This window comes from Chloracidobacterium sp. D (genome assembly GCF_018304685.1).
Taxonomy (GTDB): Bacteria; Acidobacteriota; Blastocatellia; order Chloracidobacteriales; family Chloracidobacteriaceae; genus Chloracidobacterium; species Chloracidobacterium thermophilum.
Genome location: NZ_CP072634.1, coordinates 1,892,621 through 1,913,160 on the forward strand (window position 1 = coordinate 1,892,621; position 20,540 = coordinate 1,913,160).

22 protein-coding genes are annotated in these 20,540 nt (G+C 64.1%); 17 read left to right on the top strand and 5 right to left on the bottom strand.

Annotated features, from left to right (window positions below; translation table 11 throughout):
- Positions 1 to 46 precede the first annotated feature (46 nt).
- Genes J8C01_RS07910 through J8C01_RS07920 form a run of 3 tightly spaced genes read left to right on the top strand, consistent with a single transcriptional unit; the run spans position 47 to position 3,189 of the window.
- Positions 47 to 934, top strand: a complete 888-nt coding sequence (locus J8C01_RS07910; RefSeq protein WP_211431556.1) for an ABC transporter permease — start codon at positions 47 to 49, stop codon at positions 932 to 934.
- A 27-nt stretch (positions 935 to 961) separates the two neighbouring features.
- Positions 962 to 2,239: an ABC transporter ATP-binding protein gene (locus J8C01_RS07915; protein WP_211431557.1), complete on the top strand. Its 1,278-nt coding sequence runs from the start codon at positions 962 to 964 to the stop codon at positions 2,237 to 2,239.
- Entirely contained in the window at positions 2,236 to 3,189 is a 954-nt protein-coding gene (locus J8C01_RS07920) for a class I SAM-dependent methyltransferase (RefSeq protein ID WP_211431558.1), read from the top strand. The genes J8C01_RS07915 and J8C01_RS07920 overlap by 4 nt, the downstream gene beginning before the upstream one ends.
- Here the strand turns inward: J8C01_RS07920 and J8C01_RS15595 are convergent.
- Positions 3,144 to 3,941, bottom strand: a complete 798-nt coding sequence (locus tag J8C01_RS15595; protein ID WP_211431559.1) for a hypothetical protein — start codon at positions 3,939 to 3,941, stop codon at positions 3,144 to 3,146. The genes J8C01_RS07920 and J8C01_RS15595 overlap by 46 nt on opposite strands.
- 88 nt (positions 3,942 to 4,029) lie before the next feature.
- Between J8C01_RS15595 and J8C01_RS15600 the strand changes: the two genes are divergently transcribed.
- From J8C01_RS15600 to J8C01_RS07995, 14 genes are all read left to right on the top strand, one after another.
- A complete protein-coding gene (locus J8C01_RS15600) occupies positions 4,030 to 4,194 on the top strand; it encodes a glycosyltransferase (protein ID WP_371821102.1) in 165 nt (54 codons plus the stop codon).
- A complete protein-coding gene (locus tag J8C01_RS15605) occupies positions 4,167 to 4,529 on the top strand; it encodes a glycosyltransferase (protein WP_211431561.1) in 363 nt (120 codons plus the stop codon). The genes J8C01_RS15600 and J8C01_RS15605 overlap by 28 nt, the downstream gene beginning before the upstream one ends.
- Complete coding sequence (locus tag J8C01_RS07940) at positions 4,529 to 5,284, top strand: class I SAM-dependent methyltransferase (protein WP_211431562.1); 756 nt, start codon at positions 4,529 to 4,531, stop codon at positions 5,282 to 5,284. The genes J8C01_RS15605 and J8C01_RS07940 overlap by 1 nt, the downstream gene beginning before the upstream one ends.
- Positions 5,281 to 6,423, top strand: a complete 1,143-nt coding sequence (locus tag J8C01_RS07945; RefSeq protein ID WP_211431563.1) for a glycosyltransferase family 4 protein — start codon at positions 5,281 to 5,283, stop codon at positions 6,421 to 6,423. The genes J8C01_RS07940 and J8C01_RS07945 overlap by 4 nt, the downstream gene beginning before the upstream one ends.
- Positions 6,420 to 7,433, top strand: coding sequence for a glycosyltransferase family 2 protein (locus J8C01_RS07950; RefSeq protein WP_211431564.1), 1,014 nt, complete (start codon positions 6,420 to 6,422; stop codon positions 7,431 to 7,433). Before J8C01_RS07945 ends, J8C01_RS07950 begins: the two co-directional genes overlap by 4 nt.
- Before the next feature lie 8 nt (positions 7,434 to 7,441).
- Positions 7,442 to 8,662: a glycosyltransferase family 4 protein gene (locus J8C01_RS07955; protein WP_211431565.1), complete on the top strand. Its 1,221-nt coding sequence runs from the start codon at positions 7,442 to 7,444 to the stop codon at positions 8,660 to 8,662.
- The gene (locus tag J8C01_RS07960) at positions 8,640 to 9,866 is read left to right on the top strand and encodes a glycosyltransferase (protein ID WP_014100100.1); all 1,227 of its coding nucleotides are present in this window, start codon (positions 8,640 to 8,642) and stop codon (positions 9,864 to 9,866) included. The genes J8C01_RS07955 and J8C01_RS07960 overlap by 23 nt, the downstream gene beginning before the upstream one ends.
- Before the next feature lie 25 nt (positions 9,867 to 9,891).
- Entirely contained in the window at positions 9,892 to 10,845 is a 954-nt protein-coding gene (locus tag J8C01_RS07965; RefSeq protein WP_211431566.1) for a glycosyltransferase family 2 protein, read from the top strand.
- Positions 10,846 to 10,853: 8 nt separating this feature from the next.
- A complete protein-coding gene (locus J8C01_RS07970; protein ID WP_211431567.1) occupies positions 10,854 to 12,791 on the top strand; it encodes a hypothetical protein in 1,938 nt (645 codons plus the stop codon).
- A gap of 10 nt (positions 12,792 to 12,801) precedes the next feature.
- On the top strand, positions 12,802 to 13,938 hold the full coding sequence (locus tag J8C01_RS07975; RefSeq protein WP_211421695.1) for a hypothetical protein: 1,137 nt from the start codon (positions 12,802 to 12,804) through the stop codon (positions 13,936 to 13,938).
- A 3-nt stretch (positions 13,939 to 13,941) separates the two neighbouring features.
- Positions 13,942 to 15,006 carry a glycosyltransferase family 2 protein gene (locus J8C01_RS07980; RefSeq protein ID WP_211431568.1) on the top strand — a complete coding sequence of 355 codons (1,065 nt, stop codon included), beginning with the start codon at positions 13,942 to 13,944 and terminating at the stop codon, positions 15,004 to 15,006.
- Positions 15,000 to 16,103, top strand: a complete 1,104-nt coding sequence (locus tag J8C01_RS07985; RefSeq protein ID WP_211431569.1) for a sialate O-acetylesterase — start codon at positions 15,000 to 15,002, stop codon at positions 16,101 to 16,103. The genes J8C01_RS07980 and J8C01_RS07985 overlap by 7 nt, the downstream gene beginning before the upstream one ends.
- A 111-nt stretch (positions 16,104 to 16,214) precedes the next feature.
- Complete coding sequence (locus tag J8C01_RS07990) at positions 16,215 to 16,820, top strand: D-sedoheptulose-7-phosphate isomerase (RefSeq protein WP_211431570.1); 606 nt, start codon at positions 16,215 to 16,217, stop codon at positions 16,818 to 16,820.
- A complete protein-coding gene (locus J8C01_RS07995; RefSeq protein ID WP_058867140.1) occupies positions 16,817 to 17,356 on the top strand; it encodes an acyltransferase in 540 nt (179 codons plus the stop codon). The genes J8C01_RS07990 and J8C01_RS07995 overlap by 4 nt, the downstream gene beginning before the upstream one ends.
- Positions 17,357 to 17,375: 19 nt before the next feature.
- Here the strand turns inward: J8C01_RS07995 and J8C01_RS08000 are convergent, their stop codons facing one another.
- The 4 genes from J8C01_RS08000 to atpG all read right to left on the bottom strand — a co-directional run bounded on the left by J8C01_RS08000 (position 17,376) and on the right by atpG (position 20,537).
- On the bottom strand, positions 17,376 to 18,410 hold the full coding sequence (locus tag J8C01_RS08000; protein WP_014100108.1) for a FecCD family ABC transporter permease: 1,035 nt from the start codon (positions 18,408 to 18,410) through the stop codon (positions 17,376 to 17,378).
- Positions 18,407 to 18,589, bottom strand: coding sequence for a hypothetical protein (locus J8C01_RS08005; protein ID WP_014100109.1), 183 nt, complete (start codon positions 18,587 to 18,589; stop codon positions 18,407 to 18,409). Before J8C01_RS08005 ends, J8C01_RS08000 begins: the two co-directional genes overlap by 4 nt.
- Positions 18,579 to 19,460: a Uma2 family endonuclease gene (locus tag J8C01_RS08010; RefSeq protein ID WP_211431571.1), complete on the bottom strand. Its 882-nt coding sequence runs from the start codon at positions 19,458 to 19,460 to the stop codon at positions 18,579 to 18,581. The genes J8C01_RS08005 and J8C01_RS08010 overlap by 11 nt, the downstream gene beginning before the upstream one ends.
- A 177-nt stretch (positions 19,461 to 19,637) precedes the next feature.
- Positions 19,638 to 20,537 (bottom strand): ATP synthase F1 subunit gamma, encoded by a 900-nt coding sequence (gene atpG, locus J8C01_RS08015; protein ID WP_014100112.1) that lies wholly within the window; start codon positions 20,535 to 20,537, stop codon positions 19,638 to 19,640.
- Positions 20,538 to 20,540: the final 3 nt, after the last annotated feature.

Below are 20,540 nucleotides of genomic sequence, written 5' to 3' on the forward strand. Positions count from 1 at the left end.
TTGACGCACCGGCGGCCATTTGACATAATACACCGGACTGACCTCTATGGAATCCACTGCCCCACTGGACAAAACCGCCAGCCCGGACCTTGCCGCGGCGCCCCACGCGCCGGCATCGCCGGTCATCCGCATTGAACCCACCCGGGGCTGGGTGGCCGTCAGGCTGAAGGAACTGTGGGCCTACCGCGAACTGCTGTACTTTCTCGTCTGGCGGGATGTCAAAGTGCGCTACAAGCAAACTGTGCTGGGTGCGGCCTGGGCCCTTTTGCAGCCGTTGTTCACGATGCTCGTGTTCAGCATCTTTTTCGGACGGCTGGCCGGCATCCCGTCCGACGGCGTTCCCTACCCGCTTTTTGCTTTGGCGGCGCTGATTCCGTGGACGTTTTTCGCCAACGCGCTGGGGCAGTCCTCCAACAGCCTCGTCAACAGCGCCCACCTCATTGCCAAGGTCTATTTTCCCCGGCTGGTCATTCCGCTGGCCAGTGTGCTGGGCGGACTCGTGGATTTGGCCGTGGCCTGTTCCCTGTTCGTTCCGATGCTGCTCTACTACGGCATAACGCCGGGCTGGGGCATCCTCTGGCTGCCGGGATTTGTCCTGCTGGCGATTGTGACGGCGCTGGGTGTCGGGCTGTGGGCTTCGGCGCTCAACGTCGAATACCGCGACGTACGGCACGTCATCCCCTTCGCCACGCAGCTCTGGATGTTCCTGACGCCGGTTGTCTATCCCGGCAGCCTCGTGCCGGAACGCTGGCGACTGCTCTACAACCTCAACCCCATGAGTGGCGTCGTGGATGGCTTCCGGTGGGCGCTGCTGGGCGCTGGCGCGCCGCCGGGACTGCCGCTGCTGGCTTCTGCCCTCGCTTCCCTGACCCTGCTGGTGACGGGGGCGTTCTACTTCCGGCGCATGGAGAAAACCTTTGCCGACCGGGTATGACGGTTCGCGTGACGGAAAGCCCTGCCGATGAGTGACATTGCCATTCGCGTCCGAGGACTGGGAAAGCAGTACCGCATTGGCGGCGGAAACCGCGGCCCGTACCGCTCGCTGCGCGAATCCATCAGCGATGTCTTCCAGCTCCCGTTCCGCCGTCCGGCGTCCACCGATGAGGAAACATCCTTCTGGGCGCTGAACAATGTGTCGTTTGACATCCGGCGCGGCGAAGCCGTCGGCGTCATCGGGCGCAACGGCGCGGGCAAAAGCACACTGCTCAAAATCCTCTCCCGGATTACCGAACCCACCACCGGGCGCGTGGAACTTTATGGACGGGTCGGCTCCCTGCTGGAAGTCGGTACGGGCTTTCATCCCGAACTCACCGGACGCGAAAACATCTTTCTCAACGGGGCCATTCTGGGGATGCGCCGGTCGGAAATTGCCCGCAGGTTTGATGAAATCGTCGCCTTTGCCGAAATCGAGCGGTTTCTCGACACGCCGGTGCGCTTTTATTCCAGCGGGATGTACATGCGGCTGGCCTTTGCCGTCGCGGCCCATCTGGAGCCGGAAATCCTCATCGTGGACGAAGTTCTGGCCGTAGGCGATTCCGGCTTCCAGAAAAAGTGCCTCGGCAAGATGGAAAACATTGCCCAGCACGGGCGTACGGTGCTGTTTGTCAGCCACAGCATGCAGGCCATACGGCGGCTTACCACAAGCTGCCTGGTGCTCTCCAGCGGCGAAATCGTCTATGACGGGCCCACAGCCGGCGCGATCCGGGAATACGAGCGGCTGCAACGCCTTGCTACTGAAACGACTTCAACCTACGTTGCCAATCCGCCGCCGCGCCACAGCCACATCGCACAGGCCAGCGTTGTGACCTCCGGCCCCTGCGGCCAGCACGAATGGGGCCATCCACTCACCTTCCGCTTCATCCTGCATTTCACCGAATCCAGCCAGCACTTTGCCTTCAGCTTTCAGGTGATGGATGAGCAGGAGCGTCCGGTCGTTCAGTGTTACTACATTCACCCGGTGATAAAAACCGACTGTGATCTGGGTCCGGTGGAGCAGGGAACCTATCAGGTCGAATGCCACCTGCCGCATCCGCGGCTCTACATGGGGCGCTACACCGTCACGACCTGGCTGACCAACCGGCGCTCCAACCAGCTCATCGAGAAGCTTTCCGGGATTCTCGCCTTTGAAGTCACCATGCACGAACAGCCCCGCGAGGAATACGAGCGGCATCCCGGCGAAGCCGCTTATGTTGAAGACTGGGCGTGGTCGCCGGTTCAGCCGGTTGAGGTCAGTGTATGAGTCTCCAGACGAGTCCCCAGACTGTAACCAGCCCGGTCGTTCCGGGCGCACCGGCGCACTTCGTGGAGGCTCTCGATGTCACGCGGCTGATTGAACGCTACCGGCAGGATTTCGGTCTGGACGTGGCCGACTACTTCCACGGGCTGTCACAGGTTGACATCTATGCCTGCGCGCGCACCGGTTATCGGTTTTACCACCCGTTCACCCTGGCCGGGCGCGAAGACCTCTATGCCCAACTGGCATCGCGCTTTTCGTGGTACTACACCGACCGCCCGGAGCATGCCATTGCCGAGCGATACCTGCGCCCTTCGGACCGGGTTCTCGAAATTGGCTGTGGCGCGGGCTTTTTTCTGCGGCGACTGGCGGCCCGCCGCATTGCGGCCGTCGGGCTGGACCTCAACCGGGCTGCTGTAGCGCAATGCCGGGCGGAAGGGCTGGACGCCCGCCTGGAAACCATTGAGACGCACGCAGCAGCGCACCCGCAGGTGTACGATGCCGTCTGCACGTTTCACGTTCTGGAACACGTCGTTGACGTGCATGCCTTTCTGACAGCAGCCATTGCCTGCCTGCGGCCGGGCGGCCGGCTCATCATTGCCGTGCCCAACAGTGCCCCAAGCGTATATGGGGCCGATCCCTACTTTGCCCTCAATGCTCCACCGCACCACATGGGGCTGTGGGAGCCAGCCTCCCTGCGCGCGCTGACGCACTGCTTTCCCCTGAAGGTCAAGGCGATACAGGGTATTTGCCTGGAAGCGGCTGACTGGGAACGCTACCTCATCTTTTCCGTGCGGCATCATCCGGTACTTCTGAGAAAGCACAACTGGCTTCTGTGGAAGCTGCAACGCCGCTATGTGGGCACCCTGTTTGGTTGCTTTGTTGAGGCACTCATGCTGGCTACCGGCCCCTACCGTGAACTGGTTGTCATCTTCCGGCGCTGTGCGGCGGACTGACACGGGAACATCACCCCATGAAGACTGGGCGCGTCATCATCTGTACGTTCGACGCACCGGGCTTTACCGGCGGACCGAACACTTGGCTGCGCCGCTGGTATGACTTCATCACGGCGCACGGCTTCGAGGTTCTGACGCTGGCCTTTGTCCTTGAGCCGCACCGCCACCGCCTGCCTGAAGACTACCCGCTGCTGGCGGCTCTGGCAGACCGGGGGGCCCACTTCGAGACCTTTCCCTACTGGGAAACCATCGAGAAAAAAATCCGGTGGCTGCTGTCCCGCATCGAGGCGTTCCGGCCGGCGGTCTTCATCCCCAACTTCACTGTAGCCGGGCTGTATGCCACCGCCTGGACGCGGCCGGCAGGGCTTCCCACGGTGGGCATGCTGCATTCGGACGATGCCCACCACCGGGCGCTGCTCGATGTCTTCGTGGCCGGGCAGCCGCGTTTCCGGGCAACGGATGTGGTGGCGGTGTCGCGGTATCTGACCGAAGCGGCCCGGGTGCGGGCGACGCCTGAAACGGCCGTTCACAGCATCCCCTACGGCGTGCCGCTCCCCGCCACCGTGTCGGGCTGGACACACGGCCCGCTCCGGCTGCTCTATGCCGGCCGCCTTGAAGAAGAACAGAAACGCATTTCCGATGTCACCCGCGCCATGTGCCGCGCGGCACAGCTTCCGAACGTCACGGCCACGATAGCCGGCGATGGACAGGCGCGGGCCTCCGTTGAAAGCATCATCAGCCGGGAAGGTCATGGCCGGGTGCAGTATGTGGGGCTGGTGGAGGCAGTATGTGGGGCTGGTGGACAACGCCCGTATCCAGGCGCTGATGGCCGAACACCACATGTTTGTCCTGCTTTCGGATTACGAAGGGCTGCCCATTGCCCTGATGGAAGCCATGGCGACCGGTCTCGTCCCCATCTGTACGGCGATGCGCAGCGGTATCGGGCAACTCGTTGTGGATGGTGTCACGGGCTGCATGTGGCTGACCGGGGCGAGGGCTTCGTAGCTGCCGTCAGACAACTGGCCACCCGGCCGGAGGAATGGGCGCGGCTTTCACGTCAGGCCCGGCAGCATATTGTCGCATCCGGCTATGACTCGGAGACATGCCTGCGCCAGTGGGTGGACCTGCTCACCCGCCGCAGCCGGGAAGCCACCTACCGGGGGCAACCGCTGCTGCACCACCGGAGGCGGCAGCTTGGACTGCCGGCGCCACATCCTGCTCTGGAAGAGGATCAGTGGCGGGAGCCGCCGCCGCTGGTGTACTACAGCCGTGTCGCACGGGCGAAACTCCGGGCCGCGGCCCGCCGGTGGCTTCCCGGCAGCCAGCCGGCAGCGCCCTGATGAATTTTTTCGTCACGCTCGAACGCAAGCACTACGTCCAACGCCCTGACTACACACCGGCTGCGCCGCACGAAGCCTTCATCGTGCCGCTCGTGCGGCAGGAAGTCGAAGCGGCGCTGGAAGCCTACCTTCCGGCTGTTCAGGGTGGGCGCGTCCTCGATGTCGGCTGCGGGCGGCAGCCATTCCGTGCCCTGCTGGAAGCGCAGGGATTTCACTACGTCGGTCTCGATGTCGAGCAGAATCCCGAAGGGACAGTGGATGTGCTCTGCGAGATTGACCAACCCCTGCCGGAGAGCCTGCTGGCCGGTGGGCCGTTCGACTTCATCCTGTGCCTCGAAGTGCTCGAACACGTGGCGGACTGGGAAATGACCTTTGCCAACTTTGCGCGCCTGCTACGTCCCGGCGCCCGCGCGCTCATCACCTGCCTGCATTTCTATATGCTGCACCTCGAACCCCATGACTTCTGGCGGCCGACGCCCTACGCCTTCCAATACTTTGCCGCCCGGCATGGGTTTGCCGTCAGGCTTCAGAAAACGGCCGGGGATGGGTGGGATATTCTCGGCACGCTGCTGGCCAGCGGTTATCCGCAGCCTGTCGGGCGGTCACTCATCAACCGGCTGGTCAACCGCGCCTACTGGTGGGTTCATCGCGCTCTGCTCTGGGGCTTGCGGTCACGGCAGTTACAGTCGCGGGTTCGCTGGCAGAGCCGGTTCACGTTTTACCAGTCCAACGTCGTCGTGCTCGAAAAATCATGAAATGGGCGTTCATCTCGACCATGGAGGGTTGCCCATGGGGTGGGAGTGAGGAACTCTGGAGCCGGGTGGCGCGGCGGCTGCTGGAAGGCGGCCACGAGATTCATGCCAACGTCAGGTTCTGGCCCGAACCGGCCCGGCAGGTGACGGAACTCATTGCGGCCGGCGCGCAGGTGACATTCCGGCGGCTTGACCGCCGGAAAAAACTCCAGAGCCTGCTGCACCGGCTGGGCGGCGGCGGTTACGTGCCGCCCGTGCATCTGGCCAGCCGGCGCTGGCTGGAGCGCGTCCACCCCAAAGTGGTCGTGATTTCACAGGGCGCCAATTTTGATGAATGGTCGCTGTTTTTTTCGGAAGAATGCCGCCGGATGGACATCCCCTACGCTCTCATCACGCAGGCCAACAGTCTGCTGTGGATGCCCTCCGATGAGCTGGTTGAACCTGTGGCCCGGATGTTTGTGCAGGCCCGGCGGGCATACTTTGTCTCGGAAGGCAACCGGCTTCTGCTCGAAAAGCAGATCGGACGGTCGCTGCCCAATGCCGAAGTCGTTTTCAATCCCTTCAATGTGTCCTTCGATGCCCGGCCGCCGTGGCCGGAAGAACACAGCCCGCTGCGGCTGGGGTGCGTGGCCCGGATGGAACCCTCGGCCAAGGGGCAGGACGTACTGTTTGAAACGCTGGCGCTTCCCAAGTGGCGCACACGGGATGTCTGCGTCACGCTGGCCGGGACGGGGCCGTGGGAGAAAGGCTTGCGCCGCTATGCCAACTGGCTGGAGTTGACTTCCGTTCACTTTGCCGGCTTTGTTTCAGATATTGAAGCTTTCTGGCGCAACCACCATGCGCTGGTGCTGCCGTCACGCCACGAAGGGCTGCCCCTGGCGCTGGTGGAAGCCATGCTCTGCGGACGCCCGGCCATCGTGACCGACATCCCCGGCAATACGGAACTGCTCACCGATGGCATCATCGGCTTCATTGCCCGCGCCCCGGATGTGGTTTCCCTTGACGAGGCGCTGGAACGGGCCTACCAGCACCGGGATGAGCTGCCCCGGATGGGCGCGCGCGCGGCCGAAGTCATCCGGCAACGCATCCCGCGCGACCCAGTGCGGGTGATGGCCGACAAGCTTCTGGAGGTGTTCTCATGACGCCCCCGCGTGTTTCCGTCGTGCTTTGCGTCTATAACCAGGCGGCTTACGTTGCGGAAGCCATCGCCAGCATTCTGGGACAGACGCTGACCGACCTCGAACTCATCGTCGTGGATGATGGCTCGACGGACAGCTCACCGGAGGTCATCCACCGCTTCACCGACCCGCGCATCCGCTATGTGCGCAACGAACGCAACCTGGGACATGCCAGCTCGCTGAACCGGGGCGTTGCTCTGGCGCGTGGGCGCTACCTTGCCATTATGGATAGCGACGACATCAGCCTGCCGGAACGCCTGGCGCGACAGGTGGATTTTCTGGATGCCCACCCTGACGTGGCCATGTGCGGAAGCTGGGTGGAGACCTTCGGCGCCCGGATGGAATTGCGGCGCTTCCCGACTGAACCGGCGGTACTGGCTGCCTCCCTGCTGTTGTCCTGTCCGTTTTCGATGCCAACTGTCATGCTGCGGCGGGAGGCGATGTTGCCGGAGGGATTTGATCCCCGTGGACTGGCTTATGACTACGCCTACTGGATGGATGTGGCCAATCGCGCGCCAGTCGCCAACCTGCCGGAAGTGCTGCTGAAGTACCGCCTGCACGCCAGACAAATGACAGTGACACATCGGGCAGCGCAACTGGCCGGAACGCGCCTTGTCCTGCGTCGGCAACTGGAGACGCTGCTCGGTGAAGTGGATGAAGCGGAGCTGGACGCGCTCATGTATGTTTTCGTCAATGAAGTTTCGGACGAGCCGCCAACGGCCCTGATCGGCCGGCTGTTTGCCCGCCTGCGCCGCGCCAACCGGCAACGGCGGCGCTATGATCCGGCGGTGCTCGATGCCCTGCTGGCCGAAAAGTGGGCGCATATCGTCACGGTGCATGAGCCAGCAGTGGGGGTGATGTGGCGGCAGGCCGTGCGGCATCCGGCGCTGTGGTCATGGGCGCTGGGGCGGGATGCCATACGGCGGACGCTGCGCCCGTTCAAACCGTGGTTCTGGAAGCAACGCCCGGTATGAGGCCCGGCATGAGGGTTGTCCACATCAACGAATTCGATCAACTGGGTGGGGCCGCGACTGCCATGTGGCGGCTTCACACGGGGTTGCGGCGGCTGGGGGTGGCGTCTTCGATTCTGGCGGCGCGGATTCAGGGTGACGGGACAGACACTTATCCGCTGCCGCGCTGGCGCTGGCGGGACTACCAACTGGCGCGGCTGGGGCGGTGGCTGCGGTTTCCCGATGTGTTCATCACCAGCACGTTCGATCTGGCGCGGGAAAAGGTGTTTCAGGAAGCGGAGGTCGTGCACCTGCACAACCTGCACCATGGGTATTTCAACTATCTGGCGTTGCCGAAACTGTTGCGGGGCAAGCGGGCCTTTCTGACGTTGCACGACATGTGGGCCATTACCGGACACTGTACCTACAGCACCGATTGCACCCGCTGGCAAACCGGCTGCGGCCGGTGCCCGTATCCTGAAACGTACCCGCCGATGCGCTTTGACTTTTCAGCCTTGGAGTGGCGGCTCAAACACCATGCCCTGAAGGAAAGGCTGGCCGGCGTGTTTGTGCTGAGTCGCTGGATGGAGACCATTGCCCGCGCCAGTTTTCTAAAAGATACGCCGGTTCACTGCATTCCCTGTGGACTGGACACTGACGTGTACCAACCTCGTGACCGTGCAACCTGCCGGGAGTTGTTGGGTTTGCCGCCAGAACGGTTTGTTGTCATGTTTGCAGCCATAAATGCTTCCGACCCACGTAAGGGCGCGGATTTGCTGGAAGGGGCCTTGGCTACGATACCGACAGAGAAGCGACAGAAGATGACCTTGCTCGTTATGGGAGGCGGTCTTCCCGAAAGGTACTACCGGCTTGGTTGCAACGTACTCCCGCTTGGCAGGATTGGTCATGACCGGCTCAAAGCCATTGCCTACGCTTCGGCGGATGTGTTTGTGAGTCCGGCGCGACAGGAAGCTTTTGGACTGGTGCTTCAGGAAGCTATGGCGTGCGGTACGCCCTGCATTGCATTTGCAGTAGGCGGCATGCCAGACCTCGTACGGCATGAGGCGACAGGCCTGACGGTTGCGCCGGAAGATGTCCACGGTTTGGCCCAGTCCATCATTCGTCTTATGGAAGACGCTGCGTTGCGCCGGCAACTTGGTGCAGCGGCCCGAAATGTCGTGCTGCGTGAGTATTCCCTTGAACGCCAAGCCAGACAGGCACTTGCCATCTATGCCGGAACGGCTCCCGTCTGAATCACCAGCCGGTCTTGCTGGACGCCGCCTGTTGGTATTGTCACCGGTCACGCCACGCCAAACCTCCGGCGGTGAAATCATTTTGTACCGCCACCTGGCACGCCTGGCCGAAGCCGTGGACATCACGGTTGCGGTCGCTGCCGGACAATCATCCCAGCTTGGACGGACGCTGGATGTCGCAGCACCGCCCGGGCTATGGGCTTTGGCTCAGCATGGGCTGGAACGTCTTACCCGCACCCGGTTTGCGCCATGGGCACGCGCAGCCCGCTGGATGCTTCCGGCACGAGTCGTCGTTCCTTGTAACCTGAAACGGCTACGGGAACACATCAAATACCACCGGCCGGATGTCATCCTCACGGTTGCCCACGGCGACCAGGCCTGGCTTGCCTTGGAAATGGCAGCGGACTGTGGTGTGCCGCTTGTGAGTGTTTTTCACGACTGGTTTCCGGCTTATTTGACCGTTCCGGCTTGGGCACGTGCCCGTCTGGAAGCCAACTTTCGCCGACTTTACCAACAAAGCCGGGTGGCATTTGTTGTCAGCGAGAGTTTGAAACAGGCGCTTGGCCCCCATCATGACGCCGTCGTACTGTATCCCATTCCAGGGGACTCATCTGTTGTGCCCTTGGCAACACCATCGGCACCCGTCCGACAAAAACCGCTGGTGCTGGGCTATCTTGGGAATCTGTCGGGCAACTACGGCGGCATGATGCGGCAGTTGTGGGAAACCGTGAACGGACAGTCCGATCTGGCAGTGCGAATGTGGGGGCCGCTGCCGGATTGGCCTGCTACCCTCCTGCAGGCTTGCTGCGAAGACGGGTCCTATGGCGGGTATGTTCCTCTCGAAACCCTCCATACGACTGATGTCCTGCTTGTCGTTGCTTCTTTTGCCTCAGAAGATGCCACGTTGATGCAGACAAACTTCCCATCAAAGCTGATTGAGTATTGTCGCTTTGGCAAGCCAGTGATGATATGGGGGCCGGAATACAGCAGCGGCGTGCAGTGGGCCAGGCAACATAGGGCAGCCCATGTTGTCACTGAGGATGCACCGGAAGCCGTCATCACTGCTGTTCGGCGGCTGGCGCAGCAACCCGATGAATGGCAACGGCTGGCACGAGCGGCACAGCAGGCAGCCCGGACACTGTTTGAACCAGACCGGCTACAGGCGCAGTTTGTTTCCGGCTTGATGCGGGCTATAAGGCACTAGCCTGAATCTGTAGGGAGGTTGCCTTTTGCCGGTCATTTCCATTGTGACACCGCTCTACAACAAGGCTGATTACATCGGGGAGACCATTCGCAGCGTGCAGGCGCAGACCGTCGCGGACTGGGAAATGCTCGTCGTGGACAACGGTTCAACCGACGGCGGCGCACATGTGGCCCGCGCCTGCTCAGACCCGCGCGTGCATGTGCTGACCTCCCCCCGCCAGGGGCCCGGTGCCGCCCGCAACTACGGCATCCGGTTGGCGCAGGGCGAGTGGATTCAGTTTCTCGATGCCGATGACTGGCTGGCCCCCGACCAGCTCGAACGACAACTCACCGTCGCCGCCCAACACCCGGAAGCCATGATCGTGGCCGGCGGCTGGCAGGAAGTGCGCGAAACAGCGCCGGGCAACATCACCCGACAGCGGCCGGCCGGGCAGGACGAGGGACTGGCAGGGCTGCGGGATGCCGCTTTTGCCTTTCCGCCCTGGGCTGTCCATGCCGCCATTGTCAGACGGGCCATCCTGACGGAAGCGTACCTGTGGCCGGAGGAACTCGACCGCTTCTCCAACGAGGATGCCGTGTTCTGGTTCCGGCTGGTGATGGCCTACCCGACAGCCTTCAGCCCGGCCGCGGGCGCTTTTTACCGCATGCAGACCCCGACGGCGCGCAATCAGTTGGATGACCCGGCCAAGCGTCTCCGCGAGTTCGATCTGGCGGCCGAGTACAACCGGCAGTGGCTGACCGAGCGCGGGCAACAACCCACGGCCGGACAGGCTGCTGCCTTGATGCGGGCCTATTCGAGCGTGTATGAAGCCGCTATCCGCGCCGACGACCCGGAAACGGCCCGGGCGGCTCTGGCCCGCGCCGAACAGTGGTTGACAGCCTACTTTGCCGTCGCGCCCCAACCGGACTGGCCCATGCGGTTGCGGCGCTGGCTGGGACTACCCCGTTTTCTGCGCTACCGGCGGTTCTGGCCCGCATAAACCAAAGCATGTCTGACGTTTCGCCGTCACCTTCCACCTTGAACCGTCCACGCTGGCAACTGGCACTGCCGGCGCTGCTGCTCGTGTGGGCGGTGGCCATCCTGCCGTCGGCACTGCCGCGCCCATGGGGCCTTCTCGATGAGCAGCGCGTGTGGGACATGGCCACGAGCCACGGCTGGGTGGATATGCTTTTCAGCCGGAATGACGGCGAACGCTACCGCCCGGTGTTCTGGTTGTACTACGCCGCCATAGCCCATGGGCTGGGCCCTTCACGAACCGCCCACCATCTGGTTCAGGCGCTCGTGCTGGCGCTGTGCGGCGGCGGATACATGCTGCTCACAGCACAGCAGGCCCGGGTGCAGTCGTGGCTGGCGTGGAGCCTGCCGGCGCTCCTCTTTGTGCAGTCGCCTCTGGCTGAAAACGCCTACACGCTGGCCAAAGCCGACTGGATGACGGCGCTGGGCCTGCTGGGTACGCTGGCGTTCGGGCTGCTGGCGCTGACCCAACCGGTGCGGTGGCCGTGGTGGCTGCTGGCTGCCGGCATGTGCGCGGGGGGCGCGGTGCTCGTCAAGGAAAGCGGACTGGTGACCATCGGCACGGTGGCGTTACTCGGACTGGCCGGTTATGCCGCCCGGAGCTGGCGCGAACGTGGGCTGCTCATCTGGCAGGCCGCGGCGGTACTCCTGTTTGTCGGGACCTACTGGCTGCCCTCCAGGCACCTCATCCAGCCGACAACCTACCGCCTGACGCTGGCCGATCTGTCGCTGCGCAGCATGGCCTTCAACGGCTACATTTACCTGACCAGGTATCCCGAACTGTTCCTGCTTGGCGGCGGCGCGCTGGCGGGTCTCTGGGCTGACCGGCAGCGCCTCAGTGGGCGGCATCCGGTCGCGTTGCTGGCCGGGGTGGCCTTTCTTTCCGGGCTGGCGGCCCTTGGGCTGCTCATCGTCTGGAAGTGGCCCTGCGGGTACTTTCTCATGCCGGTCGTTGCCGGCTGGCTGGCGGCCCTGCTGCTGACGGCCGATGCCCTGGCATCGTTGCCCCGGCCGGGGCGGCAGGTGGTCATCGGGCTGGGGCTGCTGTGGCTGACGCTCAACGTGGCGGGCTTTGCCCAGACGGCCCGGCTGCAACGGGCCGTCTGGCACGGCTGCGGTATGTTCGTCGAAGTCTATGCCCGCCAAGGTACGCCCGATTCCCGCCTGTTTTTCCCTGAACAGGTGTCCGCAGCCGAAGTTCCGGTCGAAGCCGACAACCAGATCAAGCGGCGCGGCCACGAACGGCTCGGCGCACTGGCTGGCGCTGGCGCCTTTGCGCTGGGAGACGATCCCGAAAACGCCGACCTGCGTCTTCCGACCGCCGGCGATTACCTTGCCCTGCGCCACTATGCGCGGGCCTTCGGCAAGCACGTACGCCTGTTTGAGGACTGCGCAACCGACCGACTGCTGCCGCGCCTGGAAGCCCTGGGCTGGCAACTCACACGGGTCGGGGCATATCACTTCCAGATGCCCAACTTCGTGCCCGGGCGCGACCTGGGGCGCACCGTACGCCTGGAACACGATCTCTACCGGCTCGACGCGCCGCCGCCGGTACACTTTGCGCTCAATGGCGGCCGGTGGCGGACGGATGACTGGGCCGGGCCACGGCTGACGCTGCTGGTCAACCGTCCGGGCCGTCTGGTCATCACGGGGGAAATCCCTGCCGGACACCCGGCCCCGGTCACCATTGACAGCCTGGTGGATGGCGTCGCCGCCAACCGGCAGACACTGGCGGCCGGGCAGTCATCCACGTGGGAAATCGCGGTTGCCGGGGCTGCGCCCGGTCGGCCCGTCGCCGTGACGTTGCAGGCGGCTCCGGCCTGGCCGGCGGAACAACTTGGCTTGCGCCCCAAGGGCGAGCGGCTATCGTGGCAGTTACGGCACATCCGGTTCATTCCAGACGAAACATGAGGCATTTCCAATGTTTGGCATTGTCGTCACCACCATTTATGACGGCGCGTTTATTGATGCTTACCATGAGCACTTCGAGCGTTACGGACGCACGGCAGAGGTCAGGTTTTACGTCGTCGGCGATCTGACGACGCCGGAAGCCTGCGCCGAGCGGGTTCGCGCCTACACCCGCCGGGGGCTGCCCTGGTTTTTCCTCACCCCGGACGACCAGCGCGCCTTTCTTTCGGATTTCCCGGCACTGGCGGCCGAAATCCCCTGGCGCAGCGACAACCGGCGCAATGTCGGCTTTCTGATGGCCTACCGCGACGGCTGCGACCCCATCATCAGCATTGACGACGACAACTATCCCACGCCCGGCTGGGATTTTCTCGGCGAACATGCCGTCACGGGGTGCGACGTGACCCTGCCCGTGGCGGTCGGCAGCGACAACTGGTTCAACATCTGCTCGATGATGACGGTGGACTGCCCGCCACTGGGCGGAGGGCAGACGGTATATCCACGCGGTTTTCCCTATCCGCGCCGGACGCTCGCCTGCGGAACAGTCAGCGCCACGGCGGAAACCGGGCGCGTCGCTGTCAATGCCGGCCTGTGGTCGGGCGACCCGGATGTTGACGCGGCAACGCGCATCGTCACGCGCTGCGCCACGCGGGAAGCCTTCACCGAAAGCTACCTGCTCGGACGCGGCGTGCGGTCGCCCATCAACACGCAGAACACGGCCGTGATGCGCGCCGCACTGCCGGCTTACTACTACGTCAAAATGGGCGTCTCGCTGGCCGGCCTCAAACTGGACCGGTTTGGCGACATCTTCAGCGGCTACTTTGTGCAACTGTGCGCCGAAGCTGTCGGGCACCGGGTGCGCGTCGGCTCGCCCGTGGTGGAGCATCGCCGCACGCCCCACAACCTGTACGTTGACCTGTGGCACGAGCTGGCCGGGATGGTCGTACTGGACGACATGCTGCCGTTGCTCGAAACGCCGCTGACGCCAGCCACGGACTACGGGACGGCGGCCCTTGAACTGGCCGACCGGATTGAAGCCTGGGCCGCCGGGCAGAACGGGTTTCTGTGGGGCGAGGCGTTGCAGGACTACTTCCGCAATGTCGCGGCCAACCTGCGGCTGTGGGTTGCCGCCTGCCGCCAACTCGACTGACGCATGGTTACGTCGGAAGCGCGCTACGCTCCGGTGTCACTCGTGACGACCGTACTCAACGACCTGGAGGGCTGCCGGGCGTTTTTTGCCGCCATGGAGCGGCAAACGCTCTGCCCACGGGAAATCGTCGTGGTGGACGGCGGCTCGCGCGATGGCACGTGGGAGTTCCTGCAAGCCTACTGCCCACGACTCGACTACCGGCTGGTCGTCGCCCGTGAAGACGGCTGCAACGTCGCCCGCGGCCGCAATTTGGCCATTCAGCGCGCAACACACGACATCATCGTTTCCACGGATGTGGGCTGCCAGTGGGATGACCGCTGGCTGGAGGAACTGGCCGCGCCGCTGCTCGAAGATGCCACGCTGGAGGCCGTCATGGGCAGTTGGATGGTGCGCTACGAAGACCTGCCCGACGTGTGGGCGCGGGTTGAATTTGCCATGCACCGGGAATTTGCCCTGCGGGCGACGGCCACCGCCCATGCGTCTTCGCGCGCCATTGCCTACCGCAAGCGTCTGTGGGAACGGCTTGGCGGTTATCCCGAAGACCTGACGCTGGCAGCGGATGACATGGTGTTTGCGCTGCTGCTCCACGCAACGACCAACCGTGTGGCCAGCGCCCCGACGCCGCGCTGTTTCTGGGAGCGTCCGGCAACCCTGCGCCGGTTCCGGCGCGAGGCGGAACGCAACTTTTTCGGCGCTGGCGAGGCGGATATCTGGCGCACGTACGGGTTGCTCGTCGGCGGGCGGCTGCTGGCCGAAATTCTGGCCTGGCCCGTGGGGCTGCTGGTCGGTGCGGTCGAAATCGTCTGGCTGGGACGCCTGCCGGTCATCGGCGGACTGCTGCTGCTGGCCGGCGTCACCCTGACCGCGCTCCGGCTGTGGCGGTTGCGGGCGGCAATGGCGCGTTACCGTGAGCGTGGCGGACAGGGCGGCTGGTGGCGCATTCCGCTGTTTGATTATGCTACGAAGTGGTCGGCGCTGCGGGGCTACTGGCGCGGCTGGTGGCAGGGACGCCGCCGGTGCTGGGACTGTCGCCAGCGTCTGCGCCAAGCAGGGGTCTCACCATGGTAGCCAGGCGGCACTTCTTCGCCGTCTGGGGGACGGCCCTGCTGCTGCCGGTGCTGCTGGCCGGTCTGGCTGTCTGGAACAACTGGTTCGGGCTGCGCCGTACACTCTACCTTGACCGCCGGATTCATGCCGTTTCCTTTCCGGCCGATGGGCAGGTGGTGCAGCGCGGCGCGGACGGAACGGCATCCGTCGGTTTCACCGGCCGGGCAGGCTGGCTGGCACAGACCGTTGAAGTGGCCGTCGCCAATGCCGATGACCGATCGGTGCCTGAGTGGCAAACGCTGGCCGTGCCAACCTGGACGCAATTTCAGGGCACGCTGCGGCTGCCGACCGGCTGCCAACCGGTCTGGCTGCGCGTTGGCGAACCACGTCCGCCACAGGCATTCAATCACGTCGAGGTCGGCGAAGTATGCGTTGGCGAGGTGTTCATCGTTGCCGGGCAGTCCAACGCGGCCGGGAGCTGCACGACGCTGTTTTCGGCCGCGTCGCCGCTGGTGCGCACGGGTCTCGTCGGTGAAGATGGGCGTCTGACCTGGCGGGCCGGTCACGACCCACAGGTGCTCAACGGCGGCGGTTCGGTCTGGCCGCTGGTGGGCGACCTGTTGGTGCAACGCCTCGGCACGCCGGTCGGGTTTGTCAATGTGGCCGTCGGCGGCAGCAGCATCCGCGACTGGGCCCCCGGAACGCCCCACTTCCAGCATCTGGTGCAGGTGCTTCAGGCGCTTGGCCCCCAAGGCGCGCGCGCCATTCTGTGGCATCAGGGCGAAAGTGACAGCGCCATGGCGGCTGACGAATACGCCACCCGTCTGACGGCCATCATCGAAGCCACCCGCGCGGCCGTCCGAACAGAGACGCCGCTGACATGGGTCGTTGCGCGGGCGTCCTTCAAGGATGGGCAGACCTTTGCCGGCGTACGTGATGGCCAACGCCGCGTCTGGGAAACCGGACTGGCGCTGCCCGGACCGGACACCGACGAACTGGGCCCCGACATGCGCCAGCCCGACCGGGTGCATTTCAACGCGGCCGGCACATCAGCCGCGGCCCGGCTGTGGGCGGCGGCGCTGCTGCGGGAAGTCTTTCACCGTCCTGCGGAACCTTGATACCTGTCTGGATTTGGGCGGCATCCGGTGGATGTTTTCCGTCATACCGGCGGAATTGCCCTTCGTTGGCGTTCCTGCTAGCGTCCGGGTTGTTGATGTGCAGATTGTCCTATGGCGTCCTCTCCCCAGCCACCCCTCCTGCCAACCGAGATTGCGGCGGCGGCCCTGCGTGAACACGCGGAAGTTGCCGCCGCACTGCCGCCACTCCTGCCCACGATTGCGGAGCTGGCCACCCGGCTGGTTGAGACGCTTCGCCGCGATGGGCGCGTTCTGCTGTGCGGCAACGGCGGTTCGGCCGCCGATGCCCAACACCTGGCCGCCGAACTCGTCGGGCGCTTTCTCTGTGACCGCCGGCCGTTTCCAGCCCTGGCGCTGACGACGGACACTTCGATCCTGACCGCCGTAGCCAACGACATCGGCTATATGGAAGTCTTTGCCCGGCAGGTGCTGGCGCTGGGGCGTCCGGGCGACCTGCTCATAGCGATTTCCACCAGCGGCAACAGCCCCAGTGTGCTCCGTGCGGCCGAAGCGGCCCGGCAGCAGGGACTGATGGTGGCCGGACTGACCGGACGTACCGGCGGCAGGCTGCGCCCCCTGTGCGACCTGTGCTTATGCGTCCCTTCCGAGGCGACGCCACGCATTCAGGAAATGCACATCCTCATCGGGCATATTCTGTGCGACGTGGCGGAACGCATCTTGGGCGAGGTTGAGCAATGACGCCGCGCGTGCTGGCCGGAAGCCTGCTCAGTTACGCCTACAATCACTGGCTGACGCATTTTCCTTCGCATTATGTCCGCCGGGCTTATCTGCGGGCCTATCTGGGCGCATGCGGTACGCAGACGTGGGTTCAGATGGGCTGCCGGTTTCTCAACGGCCGCAAGGTGTTCTTCGGCCCGCGCAATGCGATCAACTTCGGCTGTCTGTTTGACGGCCGGCGCTACGCCATTCGGACGGGCAGCGATGTTTCCATCGGCCCGGAAGCCACCATTCTCACCCTTGGCCACGATCCCCAGTCGCCGGATTTTGCCGATCAGGGCGGTGAGGTCATCATTGGCGACCGGGTATGGATTGCTTACCGCGCCATTGTCATGCCCGGTGTCACCCTTGGCGAAGGGGCTGTGGTGGCCGCCGGCGCAGTCGTCACGCAGGACGTACCGCCCTACACCATCGTTGGCGGCGTTCCGGCCCGTCCCATCGGCACGCGGGAGACCAATCTGCGCTACCGGCTTGACTACGCGCCTTTTCTCATCTGAAAGCTTGCAGGCTTCAGGCTCAGGGGCCGGGCCGCAGCAACAGCCGCAGAAAGTACGGCGCGCCGATCAGGGCCGTGATGATCCCCAACCGGATTTCTTCGGGGCGATTGACCGTCCGCGCCAGCAGGTCTGCACCCACCAGAAACGCCGCCCCCACCAGCGCACAGGCCGGAATCAGCACCCGGTGCCGGGGGCCGACGAGCAGGCGGACGGCGTGGGGCACGATCAAGCCCACAAACCCGATGATCCCGCCCACGGCCACGGCGGCTCCGGTCAGCAGCGCCGCCGACAGCAGGATGATCCACGTCGTCCGCCGGGTTTCCACGCCCAGCGCCCGGGCATCTTCCTCACCAAGCGACATCACATCGAGTTCGGCGGCATAGGCCAGCGCCACCCCGGCCCCCAGCAGGAAACAGGGCGCGAGCAGCCGCACGTGCAGCCATGTCCGGCTGTCAAATCCGCCCATCAGCCAGAAGGAAATTTCCTGGGCGACTTCCCACCGCTTCCATGCGAGTGAAACGAGCAGCGCCGTGAACGCGCCGCACAGCGCCCCGATGGCCACTCCCGCCAGCAGAAGCGTGGTGACGGGCACGCGCCCGGCCCGGACGGTCAGACCATAGACGGCCACCAGCGCCAGGGCGCTTCCGACGAAAGAGAAGGCTGGAATGTAGAGCGGCGAAACGGCTGCGAGTCCGGCTGAAATGGCCATAACGGCCCCCAGCGCGCCTCCCGCGCTCGTGCCGATGATGTCCGGCGACGCCAGCGGATTGCGAAACAACCCCTGCATCTGCACTCCGGCCACAGCCAGCGCTGCACCGACCAGGGCTGCCACGAGTACCCGTGGCAACCGCAGCGCCCAGACAATGGCTTCTTCCGTGGGCGTGAAGCGTGGCCAATCGAGCCACGGAAACGCCCTGGCAGCCAGAACCGAAACGACCGTCGCTGGCGGGAGCGTGACGCTTCCGATGGCCACGGCCAATACTACGGCGGTGGCCAGCAGCCCCAGCGCCAGAGCGAAAAACAGGGCAGGTGACGGAAGCAAACGGCGCGTCATGGACGAAAGTGGCGCGTCAGCCAGTCCAGCAGCAGGATCACAACGGCAACATAGAGCAACGTAGCCGTATAGACCGGCCACCAGCGCGACGGCGGGGATGTTTCCGGCGGCTGCTGTTTTTTCGACGGCAACGCACCGGGCAACCACGCCTTCCGGTCGGGTGCGTGATCAGGAAGCATCGTCTGTCTGTTGCCCCAGGCGGGTGCGCAACCGCGCCAGTTCATCGAGCAGGGCGGCCCTGGCCTGTTGTTCGGCCGCAGCACGGGCTTCGGCTTCCTTCGCACGAGCTTCAGCTTCCAATCGTGCCTGCTGCTCAGCGGCGGCCTGGGCTTCGGCTTCCTTCGCACGGGCTTCGGCTTCCTTCGCACGGGCTTCAGCTTCCAATCGTGCCTGCTGCTCGGCTTCAAGGCGCGCGATCTCCTGCCGAATGGCCTCACTGGTCCAGATTGGTGTCAGAACGACTGATGTCTCCAACGGATACCCTCCGAGTGCGGCAAGCTCAAAGACCGTGCCCGGGACATAGACCTTTTCCTCCCGGTACCGGCCCTGCTCCACGTCCGGGTCGCGGTTGACAATCACCTGTTTGCGCTTCTCATCCACAATCACATACTCGCCAATGCCGCGCCGGGCGTATTCCTGCCGCTTCACACCGTAATCCTGACGCCAGTTCTTGCTCGCAACTTCAATAGCCAGCAGGACATCATCGTTCAACCGCAAAACATCGTCCTGCTGCGTGGCTCTGTATGCGGCCAGCTTGCTTTCTGCCGTCTGCTCCCGACACACCAGAAGGTCAGGCACCCGCACGGTCAGCGGTTCGGTCTGGACACCCGTTTCCAGCATGGCGATGTAGGGCAGGTTGCGCTCGGCAATGGCCCGCATCAAATACACCAGCAGAGCCTGTTCAATGAGCTGATGTTTGAAACCCGGTGGCGCCACTTCGACGGGAACTCCCCGCACAAGTTCAAAGAAGCCATCCCGCTCGGCATAGACGAGGAATTCCTCGATGGTCATGGGCGTCGCCGGCGGCGTCACAGTCGAAGGCGAAGACATGGCGGGCGTGCCTCCCGGCAGCAGGATGAAGGCTGTGACGGCAGTGTGAACAACCGGACAAACCAAGGCAAGTATTCAAAGCCCCGCCCACCCGGCGCCCGGACGGGCGACGCTCAGGCCCCGGCTTGCAAGTCCTCACTACTTCAGACTTTGGGCAGATGACCCGGCAGCCCCAGATTACAGGGCCGCCGCGCCACTGACGACTTCAATGATTTCGTTCGTAATCGCCGCCTGGCGGATGCGGTTCATGGTCAGGGTCAGATGGGCAATGACTTCACCGGCGTTCCGGCTCGCGGTGTCCATGGCCGCCATACGTGCCCCATGCTCGGAAGCCACCGACTCCAGCAGGGCCTGGAAAACAGACGTTTCAATGAAGCGTGGCAGCAGGCGCCCCAGAATTTCCGCCGGAGGCTGTTCGTAAATGTAATCCGGGGGCGCAGTCATCACTGCCGGCCCCACTTCATTGCCGGCCTGTCTGCCGACTGGCAAAAGCTGTTCGATGCGGACAATCTGGGAAATTGCCGACCGGAACTCAGCATAGACCAAGCACACCCGGTCGGGACGTACGGCAAGGGTTTCCTCCTCCGTCGCCACTCCCTCGTAGATATTGAGGATGTCTTGGGCAATTTCGACGGCGACCTCATAGCCAAACGTCTTCGACGTAACGTTGACATATTCCTTGCGGATGGGAATGTTGCGCCGCCGGAAAAAGTCCCGCCCCTTGCGCCCTATGACGACAAGTTCCACCCGCTCGTTGGGATGGTCCGTCAGGTACTGCTGGACGGCGCGAATGAGGTTGGCATTGAAAGCACCACACAGGCCCTTGTCTGCCGTCATCAGCACCAGCAGGGTCCGGTTGCCCGTCCGTTCCTCCATCAGCGGACTTGTGAAGTCCGGCGCAGCCGCCACAAGGTTGCGCAGGACTTCCTGCATTTTGCGGGCGTAGGGACGGCTCGCCGTCACCCGCTCCTGCGCCCGGCGGAGCTTGGACGCCGAGACAAGTTTGTAGGACTTCGTGATCTGGCGCATGTTTTTGACGGCCTTGATCCGCCGTCGAACACCTTGCAGGTTCGGCATGGA